The organism is Kitasatospora sp. NPDC090308, from assembly GCF_044769485.1.
In the GTDB taxonomy this organism is placed as follows: Bacteria; Actinomycetota; Actinomycetes; order Streptomycetales; family Streptomycetaceae; genus Kitasatospora; species Kitasatospora fiedleri.
Genome location: NZ_JBIVXY010000013.1, coordinates 184,559 through 205,307 on the forward strand (window position 1 = coordinate 184,559; position 20,749 = coordinate 205,307).

Sequence of the window (20,749 nt, forward strand, 5' to 3'; positions counted from 1 at the left end):
GGGTCCAGGGTCGATTCCGGCCTCAGGAGCCTAGCCTGACGGACCGTCATAAATGCCCCAAGTCACCCCAACGGGTCAAGCGGGGGGCCGGTCAGCCGAAGGTGTTGCAACTGGCCGGGTCGCCGCTGCGGTAGCCGGTCGTGAACCACTGCTGGCGCTGCGCCGAGGAGCCGTGCGTCCAGGTCTCCGGGTTGCTGCGTCCGGTGGCCCGCTGCTGGATCCGGTCGTCGCCCACCGAGCCGGCGGCGTCCAGGGCCAGCGCGATGTCCTGGTCGGTCAGCTGGGTGATCAGCGGCCGCCCGGTGGAGGGCTGCGGGGTGGTGGTGGCGTGGTGCGTCCACACCCCCGCGTAGCAGTCGGCCTGCAGCTCCAGCTTGACCGAGCCGCTGTCCGCGCCCTGCCGGTCGTCGCCGACCTTGGCCGTGGTGCCCAGCAGGTCCTGCACGTGGTGCCCGTACTCGTGCGCCACCACGTACGCCTCGGCGAACGGCCCGCCCTTGGCGCCCAGCTGCCGGGTCATGTCGTCGAAGAAGCCCAGGTCGAAGTAGGCCTTGCCGTCGCCGGGGCAGTAGAACGGCCCGACCGCGGAGGTCGCCGTGCCGCAGGCGGTGGCGACCCGGTCGGTGAACAGCACGGTGGGCGCCTGGCGGTAGCTCCGGCCCTCGGACGTGAAGTCGGCCTGCCAGTAGGTCTGGACGCTGTTGACCACGGCCAGGATCCGGCAGTCCTGCCGCTTGTTGGCGTCCGCGCCGGTCTTGCAGGCCGAGGCCAGCTGGGCGGAGCTGGTGGCCTGGCCGACCGGCGGCGCGGCCGGCTGGGAGGAGCCGCCGAACATGCCCGGGTCCACCCCGAACAGCAGCGCCACGACGAGCCCGAGCAGGCCGACCACCCCGCCGCCGACCGCCAGTCCGCCGCCGGGGATGCCGCGCCGGTCCTGCACCTGTGAGCTGTCGAGCTGAGCATCGTCGTCAAACTGCATTCCGTCTCACCTCTGTAACAGTCCGTGGGCCCACCGCAGGCGTACCCTAACCGGCCGCAGGCATGCGCCCGGTCCTCTGCCCCGCAGGTCGGGCGGGGTCGTGTCGGACCCGGATAAAGGTAGGGACCGGTGACACGCCCGAGCGGGCGGCCGGTAAACCCCGGGCCCCCGCCAGCACCCGCCGGATAAACTCCGCGGGTGTCCTTCAACCCGCTGCGAAGCCTGTCGCCGAGATCGGTCCTGCCCGCCGCCGCCGCTCTGCTGGTCCTCGCGGCCGGTGCGGCGGCCCACGCCAACCGGCCCGAGCCGTTCGGCGACCGGGTGGTCCCCGGCGCGGCGGACGCCAGCCCGGTGAGCGCGCAGTCGACCGGCGCGGCGCAGGCGGACCTCCAGGTCGGCCCCGGCGTGGAGGCCTACTCGCCGACCACCGGCGAGCGGCTGTGGTCCTACCGCCGCGAGGGCGCCACCGCGCTGCACCTGGTCCGGGTCGGCCAGGACGCCGTGGTGGTCTGGGACGACGGCATGGTCACCGCGGTCGACACCACCGACCACTCGGTGCGCTGGCACCGCGGCTTCCCCGGCCTGGCCGACTGGCTGCGCGCCGACGGCGAGCCGGGCGCGGACACCCGCACCGAGGACGAGCGCGCGCAGCTCATGCTCCAGCGCGCCGCCGACGCCCTGCACCCGTCCGACGACAAGGTCAACGACGCGTTCGTGACGGTGGTCACCCCCGGCCTGCTGATGGGCTTCCGCGAGCGCGACGGCGACCTGCGCTTCAACTCCCGCCCCCCGGCGGGCTGCACCTTCGACCCGGTGCGCACCGCGCAGACCGACGACGCGGTGCTGGTGCCCCGGCTGTGCCCGGCCGCCACCGCCGCCGCGGCCCGCCAGCAGCCCGGCGGCGTCATGGTGTTCTCGCTCACCGACCACGGCAACTTCCTCAGCACCGGCCCCGACGTGGTGCTGCGCCGGCTGGACGGCCACCGGGTCTCGGTCGAGGACGGCCCGGTGATCGGCAGCTGGGTCTACGACACCGCCCTGGGCCTGCGCGAGGCCGCCTGCGGCACCGCCGGGGCCCCGTTCGCCGCGGCCCGCCCGTCCTGCGCGAAGTGACCTCCCGGGGGCCCGGCCGGCACCGCCCGCCGGCCGGGCCCGGAAAAGGCCTTCCCGCCCTCCCGTAGACTTGGGCCCAATGGCTGAGTGCCATAGCCACGTCGAGGAGAGACCCCAGCCATGATTTCCGCGAACGCCCTGGAGCTTCGTGCCGGTGCCCGCATCCTGATCGAGTCCGCCAGCTTCCGGATCGCCCCGGGCGACCGGATCGGCCTGGTCGGCCGCAACGGCGCGGGCAAGACCACCCTGACGAAGGTGCTGGCCGGCGAGGGCATCCCGGCCGGCGGCACGGTCACCTCCTCCGGCGAGGTCGGCTACCTCCCGCAGGACCCGCGCACCGGGGACCTCGACGTCCTCGCCCGGGACCGCATCCTGTCCGCCCGCGGCCTCGACAGCGTGCTCAGGAAGATGCGCGAGAACGAGGAGCGGATGGCCAACGGCAAGGGCGCCACCCGCGACAACGCGATGAAGAAGTACGCCCGGCTGGAGACCGAGTTCCTCACCAAGGGCGGCTACGCCGCCGAGGCCGAGGCCGCCACCATCGCCGCCGCGCTCGGCCTGCCGGACCGCATCCTGGGCCAGGAGCTGCACACCCTCTCCGGCGGCCAGCGCCGCCGGGTCGAGCTGGCCCGGATCCTCTTCTCGGACGCGGACATCCTGCTGCTCGACGAGCCCACCAACCACCTCGACGCGGACTCCATCGCCTGGCTGCGGGACTTCCTGAAGACCTACAAGGGCGGCTTCATCGTCATCTCGCACGACGTCGACCTGGTCGAGACGGTCGTCAACAAGGTCTTCTACCTGGACGCCAACCGCTCCGCGATCGACATCTACAACATGGGCTGGAAGCAGTACCAGCAGCAGCGCGAGGACGACGAGAAGCGCCGCAAGCGCGAGCGGGCCAACGCGGAGAAGAAGGCCGCGACGCTCAACTCGCAGGCCGACAAGATGCGCGCCAAGGCCACCAAGACGGTCGCCGCGCAGAACATGGCCCGCCGCGCCGAGAAGCTGCTCTCCGGCCTGGAGCAGGTCCGGGCCTCCGACAAGGTCGCCAAGCTGCGCTTCCCCGACCCGGCCCCGTGCGGCAAGACCCCGCTGACGGCCGAGGGCCTGTCGAAGTCCTACGGCTCGCTGGAGATCTTCACCGACGTGGGCCTGGCGATCGACCGCGGCTCCCGGGTCGTCATCCTCGGCCTCAACGGCGCGGGCAAGACCACCCTGCTGCGGATGCTGGCCGGCGTGGAGCAGCCGGACACCGGCGAGGTGATCCCGGGCCACGGCCTGAAGATCGGCTACTACGCGCAGGAGCACGAGACGCTCGACCCCGAGCGCAGCGTGCTGGAGAACATGCGCTCCTCCGCGCCGGACACCGACCTGGTGCAGATCCGCAAGATCCTCGGCTCCTTCCTGTTCTCCGGGGACGACGTGGACAAGCCGGCCGGCGTGCTCTCCGGCGGCGAGAAGACCCGGCTCGCGCTGGCCTCGCTGGTGGTCTCCAGCGCCAACGTGCTGCTGCTCGACGAGCCGACCAACAACCTCGACCCGGCCAGCCGCGAGGAGATCCTCGGCGCGCTGCGCACCTTCACCGGCGCGGTCGTCCTGGTCACCCACGACGAGGGCGCGGTGGAGGCGCTCCAGCCGGAGCGGATCATCCTGCTGCCGGACGGCGTCGAGGACCTGTGGAGCCCGGCCTACCACGACCTGGTCTCGCTGGCCTGACCCGCCCGTCGGCCCGCACCGCCCGTCGGCCCGCACTGCCGGCCGGTCCGGCCCCGTTCCGGCCGCCCCGTCTCCGGGCCCCGCACGGACCTCGCGCGTAGACGCGGGGTCCGTCGCCGGTACGAGGAGAACTCATCCCCGTCCCGTCCGGGAACACCGGGAGGACCGCCGCCGTTTTCCGTGTCGGAGCGCGCGGTTTGCCCGCTGACGGTCCGGGCTGATCAGCGGATTCGCTCGGCGGAGCGAACGGCGCGGGGGCGTGCACACCCTCCGTGAGCGCCCTGGTGCGGAGCGCGCACCACCGCTCGACCCCGCTTTCCCGTGACGGACCTTGTCGAATGGGTGGCCAGGAACCGGGCAATGGGTGATCATGGGAATCTGACCGATCACCTCTACGAGGAGGCACGGGTGGCCGAGACTCTGAAAAAGGGCAGCCGGGTAACAGGTGCCGCGCGTGAGAAGCTCGCGGCCGATCTCAAGAAGAAGTACGACTCCGGGGCGAGCATCCGCGCTCTCGCGGAGGAGACAGGCCGGTCCTACGGCTTCGTCCACCGCATGCTCAGCGAGTCCGGGGTCAACCTCCGGGGCCGTGGCGGCGCCACCCGCGGCAAGGGCAAGGCCGCTGCCGCTGCCGGTTCCTGACGGTCCGTCACCTCGGGCGGGCGGCACCCGAGCAGCTCCGGCCGCCCACGGCTCACCATCACGCTGCTCGCCATGCACGACGCTCCACAACGGATCGGCGGCCGGGTCATCCCGAGCCGCCGACCGCCGTTTCCGGACCCCTTCGCGGCCGTTCCTGTACGGGGATCGGCCGCTTTGTTACCCTCCAGTAGCCCGTCGGGGTCGGCGGGCGCCCCTGCCCTGCCGCTGGAAGGTAACCGCCATGAGCACCGACATCCCCGACGCCGACCGCACCGCGTGGGAGAAGGCGGGCGTCCGCCTGGACCTGGACGGCGAACTCGCCACCGTCACCCTCTGTGACCCCGCCCGCCGCAACGCCCAGACCCCCGCGATGTGGCGCGCCCTCGCGGGCGTCGGCCGCGCCCTGCCCGGGAACGTCCGGGCCGTGCTGCTCCGCGGCGAGGGCAGCTCCTTCTCGGCCGGCCTCGACCGCGCCATGTTCACCCCCGAGGGCATCCCCGGCGAGCCCTCCTTCCTCGGCCTCGCCGCCTCCTCCGACACCGAGCTGGACGCCACCATCGCCTTCTACCAGGAAGCCTTCACCTGGTGGCGCCGCGCCGACCTGGTCACCGTCGCCGCCGTCCAGGGCCACGCGATCGGCGCGGGCTTCCAGCTCGCCCTCGCCTGCGACCTGCGGGTGGTCGCCGAGGACGTCCAGTTCGCCATGAAGGAGACCTCCCTCGGCCTGGTCCCCGACCTCACCGGCACCAAGCCGCTCACCGAACTCGTCGGCTACGCCCGCGCGTTGGAGATCTGCGCCACCGGCCGCCGGATCAGCGCGGACGAGGCGGTCGCCGTCGGCCTGGCCAACCTGGCCGTCCCCCTCGGCGACCTCGAGGCCGCCGCCGCCGACCTGATCGCCGCCCTGCTGGCCGCCCCGCGCAGCGCCGTGATCGAGACCAAGGCGCTGCTGCGCGGCGCCATCGACCGCACCTACGACCAGCAGCGCGCCGCCGAGCGCGAGGCGCAGGCGCGCCGGCTCCGGGACCTCGCCGGGCGCTGACCCGGAGCGGACGGCCGGAACGGGGGCACGGGGGGCACGGGGCGGCGCGGCTCCCCGTGCCCCCATCTGTAGGTATCCGCGGTGCGTGGCGCGCGGCGAAATGCCAGGCTTGAGGTGATGTGCGGTATAGCTGGTGTCGAAACGTCAGGAGACCCGAGATGACGCAGCCCCACACCCCCAGCCCTGCGGACCTGCAGAAGGACGCGCCGGAGAACCGCCCGAGCGGCGAGCGCGGCAGTACCTCCCTCGCCGTCGGCGTGGTGGAGAAGATCGCCGGCATGGCCGCCCGGGAGGTCGCCGGCATCCACGCGCTGGGGACCGGGTTCTCCCGGACGTTCGGCGCGATGCGGGACCGGGTGCCGGGTTCCGGTTCGAAGTCCGGCGTGAGCCGCGGGATCAAGGCGGAGGTCGGCGAGAAGCAGGCCGCCATCGACATCGCGCTGGTGGTCGAGTACGGGGTGGTGATCCCCAAGCTGGCCTCCGAGGTCCGCCGGGACATCATCGAGGCGGTCGAGCGGATGACCGGCCTGGAGGTGGTCGAGGTGAACATCGCCGTGAACGACGTCCACCTGCCCGACGACCCCGACGACGACGAGGAGGACGACGACGACTCGTCGTCCTCCGGCAAGCGCCCCCGCGTGCAGTGAGTGTTGACCGTTCCGAATACCGAGCAGGATCGCGAAGGAGTAGCGGATGAACCTGGCGTTGATGGGCCTGCTCACAGGCATGGCCCTCGGCTTCGCCGGTTACTTCGGCGGGTTCGGCGCGTTCCTGCTGGTGGCGGTCCTCGGAGCCCTGGGCTTCGTGGTCGGGCGGCTGATCGAGGGGGACGTCGAGCTCGGTGACCTCGGCGACCTCCTGCGCGGCCGGGACCGGCGGCGCTGATGGCCCACCCGGGGGTGGTCGCGCAGCGCGGCGGAGAGCGGGTCGCGGACCGGGTGTACCGGCGGATCGCGGCCCGGGCCGTTGCCGACGCGCTCGCCCCGGCCTGGCGGGACCGGCCGGGTCCGGTCCCGCACCCGAAGGTCTCGGCCCTCCTCTCGCACGGCCGGGTCCGGCTGACGCTCCACCTGGAGCTGCCGTTCCCGTCCGACGTCGGCACGCTGGCCCGGACGGCGCGGGACGCGGCCTGCCGCACCGTCGCCGAGCTGACCGGCACGCCGGTCACCGGGGCGGACGTGATCGTGGACCGGCTGCACCCGGCGGTGGCCGGATGACCGATCCGCAGACCGGACCGGAGACCGGGCCCCACCGCGAACCGCAGCCGGAACCGCGGTCCGCTACGGCGCCGCCGCGCCGTCGGCGCCGGGCCGGACGGTGGCTGCGCTCCGAGCGCGGCGTGCCGACCGCGCTGGTGGTGGCGGTGCTGCTGGTGGCGGCCGGGACGCTGCTGTACGACGTGATCGCGGTGCGGGCCGGCGGGCGGGCCAGGCCCTGGCGGCGGGAGCTGGCCGAGCAGTTGGCGACCCGGCACCTGGACGACCCGTGGGTGCTGGGCATCGCGGGCGGCGCGGTCGTGCTCGGACTGCTGCTGCTCTGGCTGGCGTTCGCCCGGGGCCTGCGCGGCTGGCTCGCGCTGGAGCCGCGCGGGTCCGCGATCCACCGCAGCACGGTCGGCGCGCTGATCGCCGGGCGCGCCCGGCAGCGTTCCGACGTGCACTCCTGGCAGGTGAAGGTCGGACGCCGGCGCACCAAGGTCACCCTGACCGGGGACACCGACCCGGCCGGGGCGGAGCGCGAACTGCGGGCCGAACTGGCCCGGATCCCGCTGGCCGCCCCGCACCGGCTGGACGTCCGCACCCGGTCGGTGTCCGAACGCCACCACCGCCGGGAACTCGCCGAGCTGGAGCCGCCCCGATGAGCCGACGCACCGTCAACCGCACCCTGCTGGCCCTGGTCGGGCTGGTCCTGCTGGCCGGCGGGGCGCTGGTGCTGCTCGGCGGGCTCGACGCCTACCGGCACCTCGGGATCACCCCGCCCGGCTGGTGGCCGCTCACCTCGCCCGACCAACCCGTGCTCAGCACGGCCAGCCGCACCCGCTGGTCCGACCGCGACTGGTGGTGGCCGGTGGCCATCGCCGTCCCCGCGCTGGTCATCGTCGGCTGCCTGTGGTGGCTCTTCTCCCAACTGCGCCGCGGCGGCCCGGCCGGGGTCGACCTGCCCTCGCCCACCGCGTCCGGCGGGTCGCACTTCGCCCTGCGGGTGCGCAGCCGGGCCGTCGAGGAGGCGATCGAGACCGAGACGGTCGCCCTCCCGGACGTCGAACGGGTCACCACCAAGGTCACCGGCGCGGCCCGCCGCCCCCAGGTGCACACCGCGGTGCGGATCGCCCCCGGCGCGGACACCGCCGCCCTGGTCGCGGCCTACCGCACCGGCCCGGTCGAGCACGCCCGGCACTCGCTGGGCCTGGCGGAGCTGCCCGCCCAGCTGCGGCTGCGCGGGGGGAAGGCGCGCAAGGAGCGGAGCCGGAAGAAGGCCCCGCGGGTGCGCTAGCAAGGCGTGCACCGACAGGGGCGCGGGGACCTGCGCGCTGCGGGAGTCGCAGGTCGGCGGGGTCGCGGGACGGTGCAGGCTCTCGTTCCGCGTCGCGATCCGGCGGTGCGTGCTCGGTCGGCCGCGCAGTTCCCCGCGCTTCCGGTCACAGGCCGCGGGTGGCGCCGCCGTCGACCGGGAGCATCAGGCCGGTGAGGTAGGAGGCGGCGGGGGAGAGCAGGAAGGCCGCGGTGCGGCCGAACTCCTCGGGGGTGCCGTAGCGGCGCAGCGGGATGCCGGCGGCGGCCGTCTCGCGGGCGGTGGCCGGGTCGGGGGCGAGGGCGTCGAGTTCGCGGACGCGGTCGGTGTCGATGCGGCCGGGCAGCAGGCCGAGGACCCGGATGCCGCGCGGGCCGAGTTCGTCGGCGAGCGTCTTGGCGGCCATGGCCAGGCCGGGGCGCAGGCCGTTGGAGATGCCGAGGCCGGCGATCGGCTGGCGGACCGATGTGGACAGCACGAAGGCGATCACGCCCCCGGCGGGCAGGCGTTCGGCGGCGGTGCGGGCCAGCCGGAGGGCACCGAGGAAGACCGAGTCGAACGCGGCGCGCCAGGCGTCGTCGGTGGCGGTGGCGACCGGCCCCGCGGCGGGGCCGCCGACGCTGATCAGGATGCCGTCGAAGCCGCCGAAGCGGTCCCGGGCGGCGTCGACCAGGCGCTGCGGGGTGTCCGGGTCGGCGTTGTCCGCGCCGACGCCGTGGGCGTTCTCGCCGAGGGCGCCCGCGGCGGCGGTGGCGGCCGCTTCGGTGCGGCCGGTGACGACCACCTTGGCGCCTTCGGCGACGAGTTGCCGGGCGGTGGCGTGGCCGAGTCCCCGGGTCGCGCCGGTGACCACGTACACCTTGTCCTTGAGTCCGAGATCCATGCCGACCATTCTGACCGGTCGGCACGGATTCCGGACGGAGGGTCAGCCCACCGGGACGCCGGGGTTGGCGAGGGCGGTGCCTCCGGTGACGGTGTTGTCGGCGGTGACGGTGACCGGGCAGGCGGCGGCGTCGTAGTTGGTGACGTCGATCGCGTACTTGGCGGGGTTGGAGCCGTTCGCGCCGGTCAGGTCGGACCTGTTGTTGCGGAAGACGGTGCCGCAGCCCCAGCCCGGCTGCTGGGTGTGGGTCTGGTAGCCGTCGTTCATGGTGCGCACGCCGGTGTTGTTCTCGATGACGTAGCCGTTGCCCTTCACGTCGACCCAGGAGTCGTCGTAGTTGACGTTGGTCAGCCCGTTGCCGTCGAAGCGGTTGCCGGAGACCAGGCCGCCGGTGGTGCCCTCCTTGAGGTCGATGTTCTCGCCGCCGATGCCGGGGCCGATGGTGTTGTTGAGGATCTGCACGTAGTCGCTCTTGTCGGAGAGCGTGTTGGCGGTGCCGACGTACACGCCCTCGCCCTTGCCGTCGTGCGAGGTGCCGGTGTCGTGGACGGTGGAGTTGCGCAGCACGCCGTGGCTGGAGGAGTTGCGGAAGTGCACGCCCTCCATGGTGGTGTGGTGGACCGTCACGCCGTCGAGCACCACGTAGTCCGAGGCGTCGACCATGATGCCCTTCTGGGCGCCGGTGACGGTGACGCCCTGGACGGTCCAGTAGGGGGCGTTGGTCAGCGAGAGGCCGTAGCCGCCGCCGGTGGTGGTGCTCAGGACGGCGTTCGGCGAGCCGGTCAGGGTGATCCGGGCGGCGGCGGTGCCCGCCGTGGTGATCTTGAAGTTGCCGGGGTAGCTGCCGTCGGCGAGCTGGATGGTGCGGCCGGGGACGGCGGCGCTCAGCGCGGCCTGGAGCTCCTTGGCGGTGGAGACCCGGACGGTGTTCGCGCCGGGCGGGGCGGAGCTGGAGGGGGAGGCGGACGGCGAGGGGGAGGCGGAGGCGGAGGTGGAGGCGGACGGCGAGGGCGTGGGGGAGGGGGAAGGGGAGGCCGAGGCGGACGGGGAGGGCGAGGTGGACGGGACGGCGCCGAGGGTGGTCAGGGAGACGTCGTCGGCCTGGTAGGGGCTGCCGTACCAGCCGCTGAGGGTGACGGTCACCCGGGTGGTCCCCGGGCCGGTGGTGAAGGTGCGGGTGAGCTGGGTCCAGCCGGGGGCGTTCGCCCAGGTGGAGGTGGACACGCCGGTGCCGGTGGCGGCGAGGGTGACGTAGGAGCCCTTCACCCAGGCGGTCAGGCTGTAGCCGGTGTTCGGCTGGACGTCGACGCCCTGGGTGCACGGGGCGAGGTCGGCCGCGCCGGGGGTGGCGCTCAGCGCGGTGGTGCCGGAGTGCGGGGCGGCGGTGGTGGGGGCGGCGGTGCCGGCGCAGCTCCAGGGGGAGAGCGTGCCGGACTCGAAGCCGCCGTTGGCGAGGAGTTCGGTGGCCGCGCCGGCCCGGGCGGGCAGCAGGGCCAGGGCGGTGGCGCCCAGGGCGAGGGCGCCGGCCGCGGCGGCGCGGCGGTGCGAGCGGTACGTCATGGCGGTCGCTCCAGTGTGGGGGAGAGAGCGTGCAGGGCGTGTGCACGGCCAATTTGGACTAGACCAATACGGGGCGTCAATGGGGGGACGCCCACCGGGCGTCGATGGCGCGCTGCCCGGAACCGTCCGAAGATGGGGGAACCGGACCACCCACCCGAGGTGCAGCGCATGGACAGTCGGCGGTTGCCGAACATCGACGGCGTCGCGGCGGCCCTGGTCGACGGCGACGGACGCGTCGTGGGCTGGACCGCCGCGGCCGAGCACCTGCTCGGCCTGCCCGCCGCCCAGGTCACCGGCCGCCCCGCCGCCGACCTGCTGGCCGACGGCGCGGCCGACGCCGCCGCGCTCGGCCGGCGGACCGGCGAGGTGCGGCTGCGCACCGGCGGCGGCGTGCCGCTGGAGGTCGCCTACCAGGTGCTGCCGCTGGCCGGCGAGCACGGCGAGGTCCGGGCCCTGGTGCTGGCCACCCCCGCCGACACCGTCACCCGGTGGCGCCAGGACGAGGCGTTCACCCGGGAGCTGTTCCTGCAGGACCGGCTCGGCCTGGCCTTCTTCGACACCGACCTGCGGCTGCTGCGCACCAACACCCACCTGCTGCCCTACACCGGACTGCCCACCGACCTGTCCGGCCACCGGCTGGGCGACTTCCTCCAGCCGCAGGACGCGGAGGCCACCGAGGCGATCCTGCGGAACGTGATCACCACCGGCGAGCCGCTGGTCCGGGCCGCGCTGCCGATCCGCACCCTGGACGACCCCGGGCCCGGGGTGATGATGGAGATCCAGGCCTTCCGGCTCCAGGCCCCCGACGGGTCGCTGATCGGCGTGACCGCGCTGTTCGGCGACGTCACCGAACTGCACCGCTACCGGCGGCGCGCCGACGTGCTGCACCGGGCCACCGCCGCCGTCGGCGGTTCGCTCTCGGTGGCCGGCACCGCCGAGGACCTGGCCGGCGTCCTGGTGCCCGGCCTCGGCGACCGCGCCGAGGTGGACATCGCCGAGGCCGTCTTCACCGGCGACGAACCGGTGGCCGGCGCCGACGGGCTGCTCGCCGTCCGCCGCACCGCCACCGCCGGGCCGCCCGGGCCGGACGACCGCCCGCTCGGCCCGCTCGGCCCGCTCGACCGCGCGGAACTCGGCCGCCCCGCCGCCGCGGCCGACGGACCGCCCGCGATGAGCGCCCCGCTGCACGCCCGCGGCGGCCCGCTCGGCCGGGTCACCGTCCGCCGCGACCCCGACCAGGGGCCGTACGAGGCCGAGGACCTGGAACTGCTGCGGGAGATCGCCGCGCGGGCCGCGCTCGCCCTGGACAACGCCCGCCGCTACACCCGCGAGCACCGGGCCGCCGTCGGCCTCCAGCGCTCGCTGCTGCCGCCCGCCGAGACCGCGGTGCCCGCCGCCACCACCGCCAGCGTCTACCGGCCCACCGACACCGCCACCGGCGTCGGCGGCGACTGGTTCGACGTCATCCCGCTCTCCGGCGCCCGGGTTGCCCTGGTGGCCGGCGACGTGGTCGGCCACGGCCTCCAGGCCAGCGCCACCATGGGGCGGCTGCGCACCGCCGTGCGCACCCTGGCCGACCTCGACCTGGAGCCCGACGAGCTGCTGGTGCACCTGGACGACCTGGTCTCCCAGCTGGTCGTCGAGGGCAGCGAGGAGGAGCGCGAGCGCGGCGTCGCCGACCCGTCCGGGGCGACCTGCGTGTACGCCGTCTACGACCCGGTCTCCGGCATCTGCCAGGCCGCCAGCGCCGGGCACCCGCCGCCCGCGCTGGTGCACCCCGACGGGCGGGTCGAGTACCTGCCGGTCAACCCCGGGCCGCCGCTCGGCGTCGGCGGGCTGCCGTTCGAGACGGTCGAGTGCGCGCTGCGCGCGGGCAGCGTGCTGGCGCTGTACACCGACGGGCTGATCGAGGGCGGCGCCGGCGGCGACCTGGACGAGGGCATGGACCAGTTGGCCGCCCGGCTCGGCGAGGCCGACCTGGGCGGGGACCTGGCGGCGGCCGGGCGGGCGATCGTCGCGGAGATGTCCACCGCCGGGCTGAGCGACGACGTCACGCTGCTGCTGGCCCGGCTGCACCCGGTGCCGCCCTCGGACACCGCCGCGTGGACCATCGGGGCCGACCCGTCCGCGGTCGCCGGGGTGCGCGAGGCCGCCACCCGGACGCTGGAGGGGTGGGGGCTGGACGCACTGGCGTTCACCACCGAGCTGGTGCTGAGCGAACTGGTCACCAACGCGATCCGCTACGCGGGCGGTCCGGTGATGGTCCGGCTGATCCGCTCCTCGGTGCTGACCTGCGAGGTCTCCGACCCGAGCGCCACCCAGCCGCGGATGCGCCGGGCCCGGCTGACCGACGAGGGCGGCCGCGGCCTGTACCTGGTCGCCCAACTGACCGAGCGCTGGGGCAGCCGCTACACCCGCAACGGCAAGACCATCTGGGCCGAGCAGCCGCTCGACCCGCCGCCGTTCGGCCGGTAGCGCCGTTCGGCCGGTGGCGCCGTTCAGCCGGTGGCGCCGACCAGCCCGTCGGCGGGCGCGGCCCGCCCGGCCGCGCCCTGCCCGGCCTCGCGGCGGGCCATCACCACCAGGCCGACCGGGATCAGCGCGGTGAACAGCCACCACTGGACGGCGTACGCCATGTGCGGGCCGATGTCGGAGTGGCCGGGCTCGGCGAGCGGTTCGGGGGAGGGGCCGGCCGCGGGCTGCGAGGAGGACAGCTCCAGGTAGCCGCCGAGCACGGTGGTGCCCGCGTACGCGGCCTGCTCGGCGGTGTTGATCACCTTGAACATCCGCTCCGGCAGGCCGCCGCGGTTCTTCACGCCCAGCGAGGCGTACGTCTCGTCGGCGCGCAGCCGGCCGGTGACGGTGACCTCGCCGGACGGCGGGGCGGGGACGTCCGGGAGGCTGGCGGCGTCCGCAGCGGACTCCACCCAGCCGCGGTTGACCAGCACCGAGCCCTTGCCGTCGGCGAGCACCAGCGGGGTGACCACGAAGTAGCCGATGGTGGAGCCGCCGGGCTCGGTGCGGCCGCGGATGACCACCTCGTGCCCGGTGTCGTAGTGGCCGCTCGCGGTCACGGTGCGCCACACCTGGCCGGTCGGGACGGACCAGCCGGGGGTGGAGAGCGAGTCGAAGGCGACCGGCTCGCTGCCCAGGTTCCGCGCCACCAGGTCGTTGCGGGCCACCCGGGCCTCGTGCCGGTGGTACTGCCAGAAGCCCAGCTTGATCATGGTCGGGACCAGCACCGCGGCCACCAGGACGATGACCGCCCAGCGCAGGGACAGCAGGAATCGGTACACACCCGGCACGCTAACCCCCCTTACCGCCGGATCAGGCACCGGGGTGCGGCGCGACCTCGCGCAGCAGCTGCAGGAACGCGTCCTCGCCGACCACCGGGGTGCCGTACTCGCGGGCCTTGCGGGCCTTGCCGCTCCACGAGGTCGGCTCGTTGGTGACCAGCAGGCTGGTGAGCCGGCTCACCGAGGAGGCGATGTGCAGGCCGGCCTCGGTGGCCCGGTCCTCCAGCAGCTCGCGGTCGGTGGCGGTGTCGCCGGTGATCGCCACCCGCATGCCCTGCACCAGCGGGGAGCCGTCCGCCCAGCGGCCCGGGTTCGGGTACGGGCAGGGCGGGCGCTTGCGGCCGGGGCGGTAGGACGAGCCCCAGGAGCCGCGGGCCGGGCCGGCGGCCGTCGCGGACGCCGACGCGTCCTCGCCGAGGTCGGTGACCGCGACGCAGGCGGTCAGCGGCAGCGGGACGCCGCCGCTGCGGGCCAGCTCCAGCGAGGGGCGGAACACCTCGGCCAGCACCCGGGCGTCGTCCAGCGCGTGGTGGGCCCGGCGCTGGTGCACCCCGAAGTGGGCGGCCAGCGAGGAGAGCTTGCCGTTGGGCAGCGGCAGCCGCAGGTCGCGGGCCAGCACCATGGTGCACAGCCGCTGCTCGACCGGGGCGCGCAGGCCGGCCCGGGAGAACTCGCGGGAGATCATGTTCCAGTCGAACAGCGCGTTGTGGGCGACCAGCACCCGCTCGCGCAGCCGCTCGGCGAACTCCGCGGCGATCTCCGGGAAGGTCGGCGCACCGGCCAGGGTCTCGCTGGTCAGGCCGTGGATCCAGACCGGTCCCGGGTCTCGCTCGGGGTTGACCAGGGTGTACCAGTGGTCGGTGATCTCGCCGTCCGGGTCGAGCTGGTAGACGCCCGCCGAGATGACCCGGTCGGAGCGGCCGAGGCCGGTGGTCTCCACGTCGACCACCGCGAAACCGCGCCCGGCGCCCCCGCCGGGGCCGGTGCGCGGTGCCGGGAACGGCGAGGTGGGGAATGGCGCGTACATGGGGCACCACTTTACGGGGAACGGCGGGCGGCCCCGGACGGAATAGCCCGGGACGGCCCCGGCTTACAGTGGAAACGCGGGTGCAGACACCCGCGGCACCCGTACACCGAAGGACTTCCCCCATGCGCGCCACCGTGATCCACGGCCCCCAGGACATCCGGATCGAGGAGGTGCCCGACCCCCGGATCGAGCGGCCGGGGGACGCCGTGGTGCGGGTGCTGAACGCCTGCATCTGCGGCAGCGACCTGTGGGCCTACCGGGGCGTGGCCAAGCGGCAGCCCGGGCAGCGGATCGGGCACGAGTTCCTGGGCTTCGTCGAGGAGGTCGGCGCCGAGGTGCGCGGCTTCGCGGCCGGCGACCTGGTGGTGGCCCCGTTCGTCTGGTCGGACGGCGTGTGCGAGTACTGCCGCGAGGGCCTGCAGACCTCCTGCCCGCACGGCGGGTTCTGGGGCACCCCGGGGTCGGACGGCGGGCAGGGCGAGGCCGTCCGGGTGCCGTTCGCGGACGGCACGCTGGTGAAGCTGCCCAAGGAGGCGGCCGGGGACGAGAAGCTGCTGCCCGGGCTGCTGGCGCTGTCGGACGTGATGTCCACCGGGCACCACGCGGCGGTCTCGGCCGGCGTGCGGCCCGGGGCGACGGTCGCGGTGGTCGGCGACGGCGCGGTCGGGCTGTGCGGCGTGCTGGCCGCGCACCGGCTCGGCGCGGGCCGGATCATCGCGCTCGGCCGGCACGAGGGCCGCACCGCGATAGCCCGCTCGTTCGGCGCCACCGACGTGGTGGCCGAGCGCGGCGAGGCGGCGGTGGAGGCGGTGCGCGAGCTGACCGGCGGGCAGGGCGCGCACGCGGTGCTGGAGGCGGTGGGCACCGAGGAGTCGATGCGCACCGCGCTCTCGATCGCCCGGGACGGCGGCGCGGTCGGCTACGTGGGCGTGCCGCACGGCGGCAGCGCGGGCGTGGACATCGGCCAGATGTTCAACCGGAACGTGCGGCTGGTCGGCGGGGTGGCCCCGGCCCGGGCGTACATCCCCGAGCTGCTGCCCGACGTGCTCTCCGGCGCGATCGACCCGGGTGCGGTGTTCGACCGCACGGTGGGCCTGGACGGGGTGCCCGAGGGGTACCGGGCGATGGACGAGCGGACGGCGCTGAAGGTCCGGATCGCGTTCTGAACTCGCCCCCGAGCAGGGGTAATTGAACGATCATCACACCGGGGTGGCCGCAAAACGGCCGCCCCGGTGGCGTGTTCCGGTCAGTTTTCGGCCACATCGCGTGGGGAAGCTTCTCGACACCCGCTCCTGGATCTAGCATGCAGCGCACTCAATGTGACGTCACTCACGTCCATCTGATCGTCCGTCGCACCGAAGACGTCAGGAGACCCCGCGTGGCACCCCCGCCCGATTCCCTCCCCGAGTCGTTCCAACGTATCGAGGAGTCACCGGAGTTCCGGCAACTGCGGAGCTCCTTCCGGAACTTCGCATTCCCGGTCACGGCCGGATTCGTCCTCTGGTACCTGCTGTACGTCCTGCTCAGCTGCTACGCCCCCGGCTTCATGAGCACCAAGGTCGCCGGCAACATCAACCTCGCGCTGGTGCTCGGCATCCTGCAGTTCGTCAGCACCTTCGCCATCGCCGCCTGGTACGCCCGGTTCGCCGACCGGCAACTGGACCCGCGGGCCGCGGTGATCCGCGGCCGCGCCGACGCCACGCTGCCCGCCCAGTCCGCCGACCACACCGCCGTGGCCGAGGAGGCCGCCGAATGACGCAGCTGGCCACCTCCGCGAGCGACCACCGCACCCTGATCATGTCCCTGTTCGGGCTGTTCGTCCTCACCACCCTCGGCATCACCCTGTGGGCCGGCCGCAGCACCCGGGACGCCTCCGACTTCTACGCCGGCGGCCGCGGCTTCACCGGCTTCCAGAACGGCCTGGCGATCTCCGGCGACTACATGTCCGCCGCGTCCTTCCTGGGCATCACCGGCTCCATCGCGCTGGCCGGCTACGACGGCTTCCTCTACTCGATCGGCTTCCTGGTCGCCTGGCTGGTCGCGCTGCTGCTGGTCGCCGAACCGCTGCGCAACTCCGGCCGCTACACCATGGCCGACGTGCTGGCCTTCCGGATGCGCCAGCGGCCGGTGCGCACCGCCGCCGGCATCTCCACCATCGTGGTGTCGATCTTCTACCTGCTGGCCCAGATGGTCGGCGCCGGTTCGCTGGTCGCGCTGCTGCTCGGCGCCCAGAGCGACTCCGCCAAGCGCTGGACCATCGTCGCGGTCGGCGCCCTGATGGTGCTGTACGTCGTCATCGGCGGCATGAAGGGCACCACCTGGGTGCAGATCATCAAGGCCGTGCTGCTGATCCTCGGCGCCGGGCTGATGACCGTCCTGGTGCTCGCCAAGTTCCACTTCAACCTGTCCGAACTGCTCGGCTCGGCCGCCAGGGCCAGCGGCAGTGGCGACAAGTTCCTGCAACCCGGCCTGCGCTACGGCGCCAACGGCACCACCAAGCTCAACTTCCTCAGCCTCGGCATCGCCCTGGTGCTCGGCACCGCCGCGCTGCCGCACATCCTGGTCCGCTTCTACACCGTCCCGACCGCGCGCACCGCCCGGAAGTCGGTGCTCTGGTCGATCGGCATCATCGGCGTCTTCTACCTGATGACGCTCGCCCTCGGCTTCGGCGCCGCCGCGCTGGTCGGCCGCACGGCGCTGGCCGCCGACAAGTCCGGCAACACCGCCGCCCCGCTGCTCGCCGAGCACCTCGGCGGCGGCGCCGGCACCACCGGCGGCGCGGTGCTGCTCGCGGTGATCTCCGCGGTCGCCTTCGCCACCATCCTGGCCGTGGTCGCCGGACTCACCCTGGCCTCCTCGTCCTCCTTCGCCCACGACCTCTACGCCAACGTGATCCGGCGCGGCAAGGCCACCGAGAAGGAGGAGGTGGCCAGCGCCAAGTTCGCCGCGGTGGCGATCGGCGCGGTCGCCATCCTGCTGTCGATCTTCGCCGACAAGCTGAACGCCGCCGCGCTGGTCGCGCTGGCCTTCGCGGTCGCCGCCTCCGCCAACCTGCCCACCCTGCTGTACTCGCTGTTCTGGAAGCGGTTCAACACCACCGGCGCGGTCGCCTCCACCTACGCGGGCCTGATCACCTCGGTCGCCCTGGTGGTCTTCTCCCCGGTGGTCTCCGGCAACCCCAAGACCTCGCTCTTCCCGCACAGCGACTTCTCCTGGTTCCCGCTGGAGAACCCCGGCCTGGTCTCCATCCCGGTCGGCTTCCTGGCCGGCGTGATCGGCACCTACCTCTCCCGGGAGAAGGCCGACCCGGCGAAGTACGCTGAACTGGAGGTCCGTTCGCTCACCGGCCTCGGCGCGCACTGAGCCGACTCCTTCCGGGCGGCGCCCGGGAGCCCGGCTAAGCTGGCCCGGCCGCCGAACGGCGGTCGGGCCAGTGGGCTCTTCGCAGAGAGGCGGGCCGGGATGCTCCTCGACACCTACGGCCGGCGGGCCGTCGACCTGCGGGTCTCGCTCACCGACCGGTGCAACCTGCGCTGCACCTACTGCATGCCCGAGGAGGGGCTCAGCTGGCTCGGCAAGCCCGACCTGCTGACGGACGGGGAGATCGTCCGGCTGGTCGCCCTCGCGGTCGGCTCGCTGGGCGTCCGGGAGGTCCGCTTCACCGGCGGGGAGCCGCTGCTGCGGCCCGGGCTGGTGCCGATCGTCGCGGCCTGCGCCGCGCTCGAACCCCGGCCGGACCTCTCGCTCACCACCAACGGCATCGGCCTGGCCCGGGTGGCCGGCGCGCTGCGGGACGCCGGGATCGACCGGGTCAACGTCTCGCTCGACACCCTCGACCCCGGGACCTTCGCCCGGCTCACCCGCCGCAAGCGCCACCAGGACGTCCTGGACGGCCTCGCCGCCGCGGAGGCCGCCGGGCTGCGGCCGGTCAAGCTCAACACCGTCCTGATGCGCGGCGTCAACGACCACGAGGCCGCCGACCTGCTCGCCTGGGCGGTCGAGCACGGCTACCAGCTGCGCTTCATCGAACAGATGCCGCTGGACGCCCAGCACGGCTGGGACCGGACCCGGATGGTCACCGCCGAGGAGATCCTCGACCTGCTCCGGGCCCGCTTCGCGCTCACCCCCGAGCCCGCCGCCGCCCGCGGCGCGGCCCCCGCCGAGCGCTGGCTGGTGGACGGCGGCCCCGCGACGGTCGGCGTCATCGCCTCCGTGACCCGGCCGTTCTGCCGGGCCTGCGACCGCACCCGGCTCACCGCCGACGGCCAGGTCCGCAACTGCCTCTTCGCGACCGGGGAGACCGACCTGCGCGGCGCGATGCGCGACGGCGCGGACGACGCGGAGCTGGCGGAGCTGTGGCGGGCGGCGATGTGGGGCAAGAAGGCCGGCGCGGGCATCGACCAGCCGGAGTTCCACCAGCCGGAGCGGCCGATGTCGGCGATCGGCGGCTGAGCGGGTTCCCGGCCGCTCAGCCGGAGAAGGGCTCGGTGTCCTTGAGGAAGCCGCGGACGGCCAGGAACCGGCTGAGCGAGTCGCGGTGGGTGTCGCAGGCGAGCCAGGTCTTGCGGCGGTCGGGGGTGTGGAGCTTGGGGTTGTTCCACCGGAGGGACCAGGTGGCGAGGTCGCGGCAGCCCTTGGCGGAGCACTTCGGGGGGCCCGCCGGGGTCTCGGGGCCGCCGGGGGGAGTGCCGAAGAGGGGGTGCGCGGGGGTGTCCATGGGGTCGATCCTACGTCCGGGCATGACGACGCCGGGCAGCCACGGGGGGAGCTGCCCGGCGTCGGTCTGTCGCTCCGACGGGGGATGCGGAGCGCTAAGGAAGTATGGCACGGCGGGAGGGGCGTAGGTGTCCCTGTCCGGTGATTAATTTGAGGATCGTCTGAGCTTTCCGACGGTCATAGCGGCATATGAACGACCATATCGGACAGTGGGATTGAGGGATTCTCAGTCCTGTGGCCGATTCTCGGCGCTCGCACCGCCGCCGCCCGTCCCGCCGGGGCCGAGCATCAGCGGGGTGTCGGGGGAGAAGGCGAAGGTCGAGGGCAGGCCGGGGGCGCGCTCGCGGCCCGCGTTGGCGATCAGGACGGCGAAGTAGGGCAGCAGGATGCCGCCGGCCAGCGCGCCGAAGGCGAGCCAGCGCTGGACGTCCCAGAGGATGACCGCGAGCAGGACGCACGCGGTGCGGATCAGCATCGAGATGACGTAGCGGCGCTGGCGCCCCCGGACGTCCTCGGTCAGGCTGCTGCGGGCCCCGGTGATCCGGAAGACCTGGCCGTCGTCCGCGCTCTTGGGCATGGTCCCATCCATTCTCGGGTCGGTTCGGCCACCCCTACGGTCCTCCACGGTAACCCCGCTGACGCCGACCGGACCCACCCGGGTCCGGCGCGGCGGGCGGCGTGGGCTCAGGGCGTGCGGCGCAGGTACGCGACGGGGACCGCGTCGGTGAGCCAGACGCCGTTCGCGGACACCCGGAACCCGTGGCCGTCCCGGGCCATCGCCGCCGCGTCGACCTCCAGGACGACGGGGCGGCCGTGCCGGGAGCCGACCTTGACGGCCGTCCCGGCGTCGGCGGAGAGGTGGACGTCCCGCCGGGACATCGGGCGCAGGCCCTCGGCCAGGATCGACCGCAGGGTGCGCTCGGCGGTGCCGTGGAACAGCACGTCCGGCGGGACGGCGGCGGGCAGGCCGAGGTCGACCTCGACGGTGTGGCCCTGGCTGGCCCGGATCGAGCGGCCGTCCGCGGAGTAGGCGAAGCGGCGCTTGTCGTTGGTGGTGACGACGTGGTCCAGCTCGGCGCGGCTCAGCGGGCGGCCGTGCCGGCCGAGCGCGGCGAGCAGGGTGTCGACCTCGACCCAGCCCGCCGCGTCCAGGGTGACCCCGACGGCGCCCGGGTCGTGGCGCAGGATGCGGGAGAGCGTCCTCGACGCCTTCACGGTGCGTTTCTCGTCCATCGGGGTCCCCCTGGGGTGCGGGTCGGCA

General features: G+C 74.1%; 22 protein-coding genes and 1 pseudogene. 14 read left to right on the top strand and 9 right to left on the bottom strand.

From position 1 onward, the window contains the following. Positions 1 to 91: 91 nt before the first annotated feature. Positions 92 to 979 (bottom strand): neutral zinc metallopeptidase, encoded by an 888-nt coding sequence (locus ACIQVD_RS26310; protein WP_402291908.1) that lies wholly within the window; start codon positions 977 to 979, stop codon positions 92 to 94. Between the two features lie 198 nt (positions 980 to 1,177). Between ACIQVD_RS26310 and ACIQVD_RS26315 the strand changes: the two genes are divergently transcribed. From ACIQVD_RS26315 to ACIQVD_RS26355, 9 genes are all read left to right on the top strand, one after another. Continuing rightward, positions 1,178 to 2,092 (top strand): hypothetical protein, encoded by a 915-nt coding sequence (locus tag ACIQVD_RS26315; protein WP_400690147.1) that lies wholly within the window; start codon positions 1,178 to 1,180, stop codon positions 2,090 to 2,092. Between the two features lie 120 nt (positions 2,093 to 2,212). After that, the gene (locus ACIQVD_RS26320) at positions 2,213 to 3,811 is read left to right on the top strand and encodes an ABC-F family ATP-binding cassette domain-containing protein (RefSeq protein WP_400690149.1); all 1,599 of its coding nucleotides are present in this window, start codon (positions 2,213 to 2,215) and stop codon (positions 3,809 to 3,811) included. Between the two features lie 408 nt (positions 3,812 to 4,219). Then, the gene (locus tag ACIQVD_RS26325; RefSeq protein WP_014138756.1) at positions 4,220 to 4,453 is read left to right on the top strand and encodes a helix-turn-helix domain-containing protein; all 234 of its coding nucleotides are present in this window, start codon (positions 4,220 to 4,222) and stop codon (positions 4,451 to 4,453) included. A 241-nt stretch (positions 4,454 to 4,694) separates the two neighbouring features. Next, complete coding sequence (locus ACIQVD_RS26330) at positions 4,695 to 5,495, top strand: enoyl-CoA hydratase/isomerase family protein (protein ID WP_400690152.1); 801 nt, start codon at positions 4,695 to 4,697, stop codon at positions 5,493 to 5,495. A 158-nt stretch (positions 5,496 to 5,653) separates the two neighbouring features. After that, positions 5,654 to 6,142, top strand: coding sequence for an Asp23/Gls24 family envelope stress response protein (locus tag ACIQVD_RS26335; protein WP_400690154.1), 489 nt, complete (start codon positions 5,654 to 5,656; stop codon positions 6,140 to 6,142). Between the two features lie 46 nt (positions 6,143 to 6,188). Continuing rightward, positions 6,189 to 6,380 (top strand): hypothetical protein, encoded by a 192-nt coding sequence (locus ACIQVD_RS26340; RefSeq protein ID WP_199528035.1) that lies wholly within the window; start codon positions 6,189 to 6,191, stop codon positions 6,378 to 6,380. Beyond that, positions 6,380 to 6,712 (top strand): hypothetical protein, encoded by a 333-nt coding sequence (locus ACIQVD_RS26345; RefSeq protein WP_400690156.1) that lies wholly within the window; start codon positions 6,380 to 6,382, stop codon positions 6,710 to 6,712. Before ACIQVD_RS26340 ends, ACIQVD_RS26345 begins: the two co-directional genes overlap by 1 nt. After that, the gene (locus ACIQVD_RS26350; protein ID WP_402291909.1) at positions 6,709 to 7,356 is read left to right on the top strand and encodes a DUF6286 domain-containing protein; all 648 of its coding nucleotides are present in this window, start codon (positions 6,709 to 6,711) and stop codon (positions 7,354 to 7,356) included. The genes ACIQVD_RS26345 and ACIQVD_RS26350 overlap by 4 nt, the downstream gene beginning before the upstream one ends. Next, the gene (locus ACIQVD_RS26355; protein WP_400690160.1) at positions 7,353 to 7,988 is read left to right on the top strand and encodes an alkaline shock response membrane anchor protein AmaP; all 636 of its coding nucleotides are present in this window, start codon (positions 7,353 to 7,355) and stop codon (positions 7,986 to 7,988) included. The genes ACIQVD_RS26350 and ACIQVD_RS26355 overlap by 4 nt, the downstream gene beginning before the upstream one ends. 145 nt (positions 7,989 to 8,133) lie before the next feature. Here ACIQVD_RS26355 and ACIQVD_RS26360 read toward each other — a convergent pair whose 3' ends face one another. From ACIQVD_RS26360 to ACIQVD_RS26370, 3 genes and pseudogenes are all read right to left on the bottom strand, one after another. After that, positions 8,134 to 8,889, bottom strand: coding sequence for an SDR family oxidoreductase (locus tag ACIQVD_RS26360; RefSeq protein ID WP_400690162.1), 756 nt, complete (start codon positions 8,887 to 8,889; stop codon positions 8,134 to 8,136). A gap of 42 nt (positions 8,890 to 8,931) precedes the next feature. Next, positions 8,932 to 9,975, bottom strand: coding sequence for a right-handed parallel beta-helix repeat-containing protein (locus ACIQVD_RS26365; protein WP_402291926.1), 1,044 nt, complete (start codon positions 9,973 to 9,975; stop codon positions 8,932 to 8,934). 48 nt (positions 9,976 to 10,023) lie between these two features. Continuing rightward, a pseudogene (locus tag ACIQVD_RS26370) lies at positions 10,024 to 10,449 on the bottom strand (carbohydrate binding domain-containing protein); the annotation flags it as partial. A 168-nt stretch (positions 10,450 to 10,617) separates the two neighbouring features. Between ACIQVD_RS26370 and ACIQVD_RS26375 the strand changes: the two are divergent. Next, positions 10,618 to 12,924 (top strand): SpoIIE family protein phosphatase, encoded by a 2,307-nt coding sequence (locus ACIQVD_RS26375; protein ID WP_402291910.1) that lies wholly within the window; start codon positions 10,618 to 10,620, stop codon positions 12,922 to 12,924. A gap of 23 nt (positions 12,925 to 12,947) precedes the next feature. Here ACIQVD_RS26375 and ACIQVD_RS26380 read toward each other — a convergent pair whose 3' ends face one another. Further along, a complete protein-coding gene (locus ACIQVD_RS26380) occupies positions 12,948 to 13,745 on the bottom strand; it encodes an SURF1 family protein (RefSeq protein ID WP_400690166.1) in 798 nt (265 codons plus the stop codon). A gap of 31 nt (positions 13,746 to 13,776) precedes the next feature. Further along, positions 13,777 to 14,772, bottom strand: coding sequence for a DEDDh family exonuclease (locus ACIQVD_RS26385; protein ID WP_400690168.1), 996 nt, complete (start codon positions 14,770 to 14,772; stop codon positions 13,777 to 13,779). A gap of 122 nt (positions 14,773 to 14,894) precedes the next feature. Here ACIQVD_RS26385 and ACIQVD_RS26390 point away from each other — a divergent pair, with 122 nt between their 5' ends. The 4 genes from ACIQVD_RS26390 (at position 14,895) to moaA (ending at position 19,224) form a co-directional block, all read left to right on the top strand. Beyond that, the gene (locus ACIQVD_RS26390; protein ID WP_402291912.1) at positions 14,895 to 15,938 is read left to right on the top strand and encodes a zinc-dependent alcohol dehydrogenase family protein; all 1,044 of its coding nucleotides are present in this window, start codon (positions 14,895 to 14,897) and stop codon (positions 15,936 to 15,938) included. Between the two features lie 212 nt (positions 15,939 to 16,150). Then, positions 16,151 to 16,528 (top strand): DUF485 domain-containing protein, encoded by a 378-nt coding sequence (locus tag ACIQVD_RS26395; protein WP_400690171.1) that lies wholly within the window; start codon positions 16,151 to 16,153, stop codon positions 16,526 to 16,528. After that, on the top strand, positions 16,525 to 18,135 hold the full coding sequence (locus ACIQVD_RS26400; RefSeq protein ID WP_402291913.1) for a cation acetate symporter: 1,611 nt from the start codon (positions 16,525 to 16,527) through the stop codon (positions 18,133 to 18,135). The genes ACIQVD_RS26395 and ACIQVD_RS26400 overlap by 4 nt, the downstream gene beginning before the upstream one ends. A gap of 99 nt (positions 18,136 to 18,234) precedes the next feature. After that, positions 18,235 to 19,224, top strand: coding sequence for a GTP 3',8-cyclase MoaA (gene moaA / locus ACIQVD_RS26405; RefSeq protein WP_400690177.1), 990 nt, complete (start codon positions 18,235 to 18,237; stop codon positions 19,222 to 19,224). Between the two features lie 16 nt (positions 19,225 to 19,240). Here moaA and ACIQVD_RS26410 read toward each other — a convergent pair whose 3' ends face one another. The 3 genes from ACIQVD_RS26410 to ACIQVD_RS26420 form a co-directional block, all read right to left on the bottom strand. Beyond that, positions 19,241 to 19,489 (bottom strand): hypothetical protein, encoded by a 249-nt coding sequence (locus tag ACIQVD_RS26410; RefSeq protein ID WP_402291914.1) that lies wholly within the window; start codon positions 19,487 to 19,489, stop codon positions 19,241 to 19,243. Positions 19,490 to 19,714: 225 nt separating this feature from the next. Next, the gene (locus ACIQVD_RS26415) at positions 19,715 to 20,065 is read right to left on the bottom strand and encodes a DUF3099 domain-containing protein (RefSeq protein WP_400690183.1); all 351 of its coding nucleotides are present in this window, start codon (positions 20,063 to 20,065) and stop codon (positions 19,715 to 19,717) included. A gap of 107 nt (positions 20,066 to 20,172) precedes the next feature. Next, complete coding sequence (locus ACIQVD_RS26420) at positions 20,173 to 20,721, bottom strand: RNA 2'-phosphotransferase (protein ID WP_402291915.1); 549 nt, start codon at positions 20,719 to 20,721, stop codon at positions 20,173 to 20,175. Between the last annotated feature and the right edge of the window lie 28 nt (positions 20,722 to 20,749).

Coding starts and splice junctions, on each gene's coding strand:
- ACIQVD_RS26310 (WP_402291908.1), bottom strand. CDS start 979: ATGCAGTTTGACGACGATGCTCAGCTCGACAGCTCACAGGTGCAGGAC.
- ACIQVD_RS26320 (WP_400690149.1), top strand. CDS start 2,213: ATGATTTCCGCGAACGCCCTGGAGCTTCGTGCCGGTGCCCGCATCCTG.
- ACIQVD_RS26330 (WP_400690152.1), top strand. CDS start 4,695: ATGAGCACCGACATCCCCGACGCCGACCGCACCGCGTGGGAGAAGGCG.
- ACIQVD_RS26335 (WP_400690154.1), top strand. CDS start 5,654: ATGACGCAGCCCCACACCCCCAGCCCTGCGGACCTGCAGAAGGACGCG.
- ACIQVD_RS26340 (WP_199528035.1), top strand. CDS start 6,189: ATGAACCTGGCGTTGATGGGCCTGCTCACAGGCATGGCCCTCGGCTTC.
- ACIQVD_RS26345 (WP_400690156.1), top strand. CDS start 6,380: ATGGCCCACCCGGGGGTGGTCGCGCAGCGCGGCGGAGAGCGGGTCGCG.
- ACIQVD_RS26350 (WP_402291909.1), top strand. CDS start 6,709: ATGACCGATCCGCAGACCGGACCGGAGACCGGGCCCCACCGCGAACCG.
- ACIQVD_RS26355 (WP_400690160.1), top strand. CDS start 7,353: ATGAGCCGACGCACCGTCAACCGCACCCTGCTGGCCCTGGTCGGGCTG.
- ACIQVD_RS26360 (WP_400690162.1), bottom strand. CDS start 8,889: ATGGATCTCGGACTCAAGGACAAGGTGTACGTGGTCACCGGCGCGACC.
- ACIQVD_RS26375 (WP_402291910.1), top strand. CDS start 10,618: ATGGACAGTCGGCGGTTGCCGAACATCGACGGCGTCGCGGCGGCCCTG.
- ACIQVD_RS26385 (WP_400690168.1), bottom strand. CDS start 14,772: ATGTACGCGCCATTCCCCACCTCGCCGTTCCCGGCACCGCGCACCGGC.
- ACIQVD_RS26390 (WP_402291912.1), top strand. CDS start 14,895: ATGCGCGCCACCGTGATCCACGGCCCCCAGGACATCCGGATCGAGGAG.
- ACIQVD_RS26400 (WP_402291913.1), top strand. CDS start 16,525: ATGACGCAGCTGGCCACCTCCGCGAGCGACCACCGCACCCTGATCATG.
- moaA (WP_400690177.1), top strand. CDS start 18,235: ATGCTCCTCGACACCTACGGCCGGCGGGCCGTCGACCTGCGGGTCTCG.
- ACIQVD_RS26410 (WP_402291914.1), bottom strand. CDS start 19,489: ATGGACACCCCCGCGCACCCCCTCTTCGGCACTCCCCCCGGCGGCCCC.
- ACIQVD_RS26415 (WP_400690183.1), bottom strand. CDS start 20,065: ATGCCCAAGAGCGCGGACGACGGCCAGGTCTTCCGGATCACCGGGGCC.
- ACIQVD_RS26420 (WP_402291915.1), bottom strand. CDS start 20,721: ATGGACGAGAAACGCACCGTGAAGGCGTCGAGGACGCTCTCCCGCATC.